This window comes from Methylobacterium sp. V23 (assembly GCF_002917135.1).
Taxonomy (GTDB): Bacteria; Pseudomonadota; Alphaproteobacteria; order Rhizobiales; family Beijerinckiaceae; genus Methylobacterium.
In genome coordinates this window covers 1-1,844 of record NZ_PDHT01000105.1, presented here as the reverse complement: position 1 = coordinate 1,844, position 1,844 = coordinate 1, and the positions used below count along the sequence as shown (strand labels likewise).

Sequence of the window (1,844 nt, the reverse complement as noted above, 5' to 3'; positions counted from 1 at the left end):
GCCGCCGACTTCCTGTTCGCCTGAGACGCACCCTCCCTCCCGTTCTCTCCTCAGCTCCGCAGGGGCCTCTCCCCCATCTGAGGAGAGATGGCTCCGGCGGAGTTGACGGCGTTAACGGGTTGCTGCACGGCCCCTTATACGTCGAGGCCTTGTCCTGCACCTGAGCGGGAAGGCGTGAGGGATTTATTGCTGCGCACCCACCAGACTTGCAGAACTCAGCCGAACCCGAACCCTAAAACGAACTCAACTGTCAGGTTTCAGCCAGTAGAGGCTGTTATGTAATTGCAGGCAGGTTTGGCGTTGGCACAGATGGCACCTTCTCACCCCGTCCATCCTCCTGACAAATCTGATGAGGAGTAGGCGTTCGTGGCGCCGTATCTGGCTCTGTTGCCGGAGAAGTTTGAGCCAGCGCGACCACGACCTACACAAGGTATTCAACGGCTTGCGCTACATGGTGAAAACGGTGCGCCGTGGCGGTTCGAGCCCCACGATCTGCCGCCTTGGGCAGCGGTCTACCAGGGGACGCAGCGCTGGCTGACCGTAGTGCATGAGCCGGAACCGCCTGCAGTGGTGACGGACCGCTGGACCTCACGCTCCTCGCCCGGGGAGCGGGACATGACGGGGCCAAGCGCAAGCGGGGTTCGGAGGGGCATCTAGCGGTGGACACGTCTGGTCAGGTCGTGGCCCTGCACGTCACCCACGCCCAAAAAGCTCAACCGCCGCGAGCCCCGAGGCACTGGCCGCCCTCTAAAAAATTCGCCGCGACCCTCGCCGAAGAAGAAGCACACCTCCCCGGCCGGCCGGTCGCGGCCCTCTGCACGGACGAGCACCGCATTGGACCGAAGCCAATCGAATGCCGGATCTGGGCCCCGAGCGGGCAGCGGCCCACCGCGCTCGGCTACCACCGCTACGAATGGCTCTACGGCACCGCCTTCGTCGCACCTGCTACGAGCGAGAGCTACTGGTATGTCGGCAACGGCGTTTCTAAACCGCTCTTCGAGCGCCTGCCGGCGCTGTTCGTCAACGAAGCCGGCGTAGGCGAGCGACGCACCGTGATCCTCCTTCTCCATAGCCTGATGCACGTCTCGCAAAGGTATCCTGCCGTGCTGGACCGCTCAAAGCATGAAGTGCGCATTTGCAGTGGGACAACGGATGCTATTGCAATTCTACGCTAGCGCACCGAGGGGCACGGAATTTTCAAAGGCGCTACGCTAAAAGGCTGTAGACGCAGAGAAGATTGCGCGCCAACCTGTACGTTTTGTCCGTATCTATGCATTGGGTAAGTAGAAAAAGAGCGCGCTGTTGCCAGCGCGCTCAAGTCGAAATGCAATACCTTGGGGGTATGCAGCTCCGATATATATACGATCAGAAGCTTTGCAAGCGCAGTAGGGTACTTGGCAGAAGCCGTTGCACAAATTTTTTAAGCTTCGATGTTTTGCGCGGATGAAGGGGTCGCTTTGCCCCTCTGTGTAGAAGCTTGACGCTTTGTGCAAAACCTCTCGGTGCGACAGTGCAAACTCCGTAACTTGGTTAAAGACCTATTATTAGGCATATAATATGATTCTATATCGCTGATTAACTATCATAACGGTATAATTATAGTTAGATTTACCTTTTTTATCCGGAGAAGAAGTTTTCTATACTGTTAAATATGTGGGTCTGATATTGTCGCTGCCCTTCGCCATAGCTTGGCCATATTCCGTCGCAAAATGGCGGGAATAAAAGCAATAATAAGGTAATAAAATCTTATCTTGGGGAATATAAGTATGCTCGATCTATCAAACCGAACTCTCAGCTTCAGCGAGGAGTTCAACGGGCGGAGCAATCTCAACACAAACGCAGAT

1 pseudogene is annotated in these 1,844 nt (G+C 56.2%); it reads left to right on the top strand.

Going from position 1 to position 1,844, the window contains the following annotated elements:
- Positions 1 to 366 precede the first annotated feature (366 nt).
- A pseudogene (locus CRT23_RS27430) lies at positions 367 to 698 on the top strand (transposase); the annotation flags it as partial.
- Positions 699 to 1,844 lie beyond the last annotated feature (1,146 nt).